This is a genomic window from Nocardia sp. NPDC003345 (assembly GCF_053589395.1).
This window is the reverse complement of record NZ_JBSFRU010000433.1, coordinates 1-4,487: the sequence shown is the minus strand read 5'-3', so window position 1 is coordinate 4,487 and position 4,487 is coordinate 1. Positions and strand designations below refer to the sequence as shown.

General features: G+C 67.9%; 4 protein-coding genes and 1 tRNA gene. 4 read left to right on the top strand and 1 reads right to left on the bottom strand.

Going from position 1 to position 4,487, the window contains the following annotated elements; genetic code table 11:
• The first annotated feature begins 237 nt into the window (after window positions 1-237).
• The 3 genes from ACWDU1_RS30000 to ACWDU1_RS29990 all read left to right on the top strand — a co-directional run bounded on the left by ACWDU1_RS30000 (window position 238) and on the right by ACWDU1_RS29990 (window position 2,501).
• Window positions 238-1,542, top strand: a complete 1,305-nt coding sequence (locus tag ACWDU1_RS30000) for an MFS transporter (protein WP_450003618.1) — start codon at window positions 238-240, stop codon at window positions 1,540-1,542.
• A gap of 93 nt (window positions 1,543-1,635) precedes the next feature.
• Window positions 1,636-2,334, top strand: coding sequence for a DsbA family protein (locus tag ACWDU1_RS29995; protein WP_450003617.1), 699 nt, complete (start codon window positions 1,636-1,638; stop codon window positions 2,332-2,334).
• 94 nt (window positions 2,335-2,428) lie between these two features.
• Window positions 2,429-2,501: transfer RNA gene (locus ACWDU1_RS29990), tRNA-Ala, on the top strand.
• A 397-nt stretch (window positions 2,502-2,898) separates the two neighbouring features.
• On the opposite strand, the gene ACWDU1_RS29985 is transcribed toward ACWDU1_RS29990, so the two are convergent.
• On the bottom strand, window positions 2,899-3,996 hold the full coding sequence (locus ACWDU1_RS29985; RefSeq protein WP_450003616.1) for an SDR family oxidoreductase: 1,098 nt from the start codon (window positions 3,994-3,996) through the stop codon (window positions 2,899-2,901).
• A gap of 204 nt (window positions 3,997-4,200) precedes the next feature.
• Between ACWDU1_RS29985 and ACWDU1_RS29980 the strand changes: the two genes are divergently transcribed.
• Window positions 4,201-4,487: helix-turn-helix domain-containing protein (locus ACWDU1_RS29980; protein WP_450003614.1), on the top strand; the 287-nt coding region annotated here is incomplete at its 3' end.

Sequence of the window (4,487 nt, the reverse complement as noted above, 5' to 3'; positions counted from 1 at the left end):
GTCAGTGCTCGAAGCGAGGCGGCGCAGCCGCGAGTCTCGAGCACTGACAGCAGACGCTCAGGAGGGCCGAACCTCGAGCGGCGGAGCCGCTCCAAAATTACGGGAATTGTGACGTCGAGCCCGGCGTTGGTTGCCTGGGTGAGTGGTGACGCCGTGGGAAACGATCGACCCGTATCCGGGAGTGTGAACGGATCGGGTGGAACGGAACCGGCGGCTTCTCGCAAATTCCGCGCCCGCCTGCCTCGGCGCGCATCCCGGCGGGCGCCGCTGCCCAGCGAGATCTGGGTCCTGATCGGCGCCGCGTTCTGTATTTCCATCGGGTTCGGCCTGGTCTCGCCGGTGCTGCCGCAGTTCGCGTTGAGTTTCGGCGTCGGAGTGGCCGCCGCGTCCGCGATCGTGAGCGCCTTCGCCGCCATGCGGTTGTTGTTCGCCCCGGTCAGCGGCCGGATGGTGCAGATGCTGGGGGAGCGGCGGATCTATCTCGTCGGGTTGCTGATCGTGGCCGTCTCCACCGGGGCCAGTGCCTTCGCTCAGACCTACTGGCAGCTCATGGTGCTGCGTTCGCTGGGCGGGGTCGGTTCCACCATGTTCACCGTCTCCTCGATGGCGCTCGTGATCCGGTTGTCCCCGCCCGCCGAGCGCGGCCGCGTCACCGGGCTGTGGTCCACCTGTTTCCTGATCGGCGGGCTGTCCGGCCCGCTGGTGGGTGGCGCGCTCGCCGGGTTCGGGTTGCGAGCCCCTTTCCTCATTTACGCGATCGCGCTGCTGGCGGCGGTCGCGGTGGTGTATTTCAACCTTCGCGATTCGCGGCTCGCCGATACCGAATCCGCGGGCGACGTGCGCACGGTCAGTTTCATGCAGGGGTTGTCGCGCCCCGAATACCGGGCCGCGCTGTGGTCCAACTTCGCCAACGGAGCGGCCGTTTTCGGGGTGCGGATGGCGCTGGTCCCGCTGCTGGTGGTCGAGGTGCTCGGGCAGCCATCCGGGATGGCAGGGGTGGCGCTGACGGTCTTCGCCGCGGGTAATGCCACCGTCCTGTTCTTCTCGGGCCGTCTCTCCGACCGTTACGGCCGCCGGCCGCTGCTGATCTCCGGTGCGCTGGTCTGCGCGATCGGCACCACCGGCCTGGGCTTGGCCCCCGACCTCACCTGGCTGCTGGTCACCTCGTTCGTCGCCGGGATCGGATCGGGTCTGTTCACCCCCGCTCAACAGGCCGCCGTCGGCGATATCATCGGCTCCCGTGCCCGCGGCGGCACCATGCTCGCCGGTTTCCAGATGTCCCAGGATCTCGGCACCGTGCTCGGCCCGATCATCGTCGGCGCCATCGCCCAGTCGCTGTCCTACGGCGCCGGCCTGGCCGTGACGGGATCGTTGCTGCTGGTCGCCGCCTTGGCCTGGCTGATCGTGCCGGAACCCATGAATCGCACCCCCGAGGGTGACGACCCGCACGATTCCTCCACCGCAAAGCCCCAGGTGGACGTCGCCGCCGCCGAAGAAGCCGCCGGTTTCCCCACCGGAAGGGCCGGTCCCGACCGGGGCTGACCTCTCCCTGGTGGTTCGCGCGTGACCGGTTCGCCGGGATGCGGCAGAGTGGTCCGGGTGAGCAATTCGTCGCCCGGCTACACCCCCCGTCCCATGTCCAACCGCACCACCTACGCCCTCGGCGCGGTGGCCGTGGTGGTGATCGCCCTCATCGTCTTCTTCGCCTTCCAATGGGGCAGCGATAGCGCCGAGGTGCGCAACGACGGCTACGGGACGGTCCGCGACGAAGCGGTCACCGTCGATCTGCAGAGCGACGGCGGCGTCCGCCTGGGCCGCCCCGAGGCGCCCAAGACCATCGAGGTCTACGAAGACCCCCTGTGCCCGGCCTGCGGCAGCCTCGAAACCCTCTACGGTCAGGAAATCGCCCAGAAGGTCGACGAAGGCAAGCTCGCCGTCCGCTACCGCTTCGTCAACTTCCTCGACCCCAAATCCGCCAGCGGCGACTACTCCACCCGCGCCACCGCCGCCCTGCAATGCGTCGCCGAGTCCGGCCCCGCCGTCGCCTACGCGAAATTCCACGACACCCTGTTCACCGACCGGCAGCCCGAAGAAGGCTCCGGCCTGACCGACGAGGAACTGGCCTCCCTGGCCACCGGCGCCGGCGCCCCCGAATCCGCCCTCGACTGCATCACCGACGGCACCCGCCGGGCTCAGGCCAAGGATCAGGCCGGGGCGGCGGTCGACGACCTCTCCGCCGCGCTCGACGGCAGTGCCGCGACCCCCGCGGTGTTCGATGTCGCCACCAAGATCGACGTCAACGAACCCGAATGGGTCCAGCAGGTGGCGCCGTGACCTCAGCGTTCACCCGGAATCCAGGCGATTTGGCTCCCGACGCGGAGGTGGTGTAACTTCGTTCAGGCAGCCGGGGAACCGGCCGCGAATATCCGGGGCTATGGCGCAGCTGGTAGCGCACCACACTGGCAGTGTGGGGGTCAGGGGTTCGAGTCCCCTTAGCTCCACTTGAATCCTAGGTCAGGCCCGGTCTAGTACCGGACCTGACCTGTTTTGTTTTGACCAACCCTTTGTACACCCCCGTCTCCTGATCAACGCCGAGGAGAAGTCGGGAGAGTTGGTAGTTGTGGGTTCCGCGGCGTGGGCCTCGCCCCGGAATCGATCCACGGAATCTGTCCTCCGCGGCGCTGCCCGTGTCGGCAACCCCGCACTTCTGCATGCGGCATCGACGACACCGCCCGCAGCTCCCCCTCGCTCGTCGGCGCAGCCGACACCCGACGGGCCGGGGCTCGCCGGAAGTTCCCGGAACCGTACGCCGCCGATCGCGGAGTACATGCAGAAGCTACGAGTGTGCAGGCGGCTCCTCGATCTGCCGAACTCGGCCGCTGAGATCTCGGATGTGGTTCAGTCGGTCCCGCTGCGCCGTGGGGGTACCAGGCCGTCTGCCTCGTAGCGGTCGAACAGTTCGAGGAACGCGCGTTCGGTGCTGATGTAGGTGCCGAATCCCGCCAGGCGGCTCTTGGTCATATCCGCGACGACTTCGACTTCGACTCCGAGGTCGCTGTCGGTGTGCCAGAACGAGGCCACCCGATCGAGCCGGGACTCGGTGAGGCCGTACTCGGCGGCGATGTCTCCCCAGAGCTGTTCCTTCCCGGCCATCTGCTCGACCAGCGGGCGGGGCTCCGAAGTGGGGGCTTCCCAGTCGACGCCGAGCGCGTCCGCGAGGCGGGGCCACAACCAGCGCCAGCGGAAGACCTCGCCGTTGGTGACATTCCACGCCTCGTTGCCGATACCGGGAGTAATCGAGGCCCAGATCATCTGATCGGCGACGACACGCGAATCGGAGATATCGGTGAGGCAGTTCCACACCAGTTCCGTGCCGGGGAAGACGAGCGGGGTGCCGGTCTCCCGGGCGATAGCGCCGTGTACGGCGAGCGTGAGCGCGAAGTTCATCGCGTTGCCGACCGCGTGGCCGGTGACGGTGTGGGCGCGGTGGACGCTCCAGGTGAATCCGTCCCGCTCGGCGGCAGCGAAGACCTCGTCTTCCTGCGCGTAGTAGAAGTTCGGCGTCTCCAGCCGGGCGGACTCCTCGCGGAAAGGCGTCTCGCGCATCTCTCCGGTGCCGAAGGCCTCGAAGGGGCCCATATAGTGCTTCAACCCCGTCATGAGCGCCGCGTGTCGCACCGTACCGCCGGTGGCGAGTGCATCGAAGAGGTTACGAATCATCGCGCCGTTCACGCGGATGTTCTCGGCCTCGTTCTCCTGACGCGACCACACCGTGAGAAAGACGTGTGTGGGGCGGACGTCTCTCAGCGCCTGCGCGACGTTCTGGGCGTCTTGCAGGTCGGTCAGAACCGGGCGCACGCCCTGCGGGAGCTCGTGGGACGAGCGGGACAGTCCGTAGACGTCCCAGTCGCCCCGGATCGCGAGCTTGCGGGCGATCTCGGAACCGACGATGCCATTGACGGCGACGATGAGCGCGGTCGAGCGGTAGTCGTCCATCTGTCCTCCTGCAGACAAATCGTGGAAGCCGCCCCAGTCGACGGCCGAGCAGCGGCGCTCGCGGATGCGTCCTCCGTGAGCGACGTCTGGCACCACTCTCGACCGGAGGGGCGACCCCAGCCAGACTCCGGTTGATCGTGCGACCAGCGTTCATACCACTGGCAGGGATACGTTCAGCAGGGGAGAAACGCCTACCCTGGTCGCATGGGCAGTACAGGTTCAGGCAGCCTCGGCGAGTTCCTCAAGTCTCGCCGCGACGCCTTGAGCCCTGCCGCGGCCGGGGTGGAGAGTTGGGGGAAACGTCGGCGCGTGCCCGGCCTGCGCCGCGAAGAGGTCGCCCAACTCGCGGGAGTGTCCGTCGCCTACTACGTGCGCCTCGAACAGAGCCAAGCGCATAATGCCTCGGACGAGGTGCTGCTGGCGATCGCCCGCGCCTTGTGCCTGTCGCAGACCGAGACCGAACACCTGCTCGATCTTGCCAAGCCCGCACT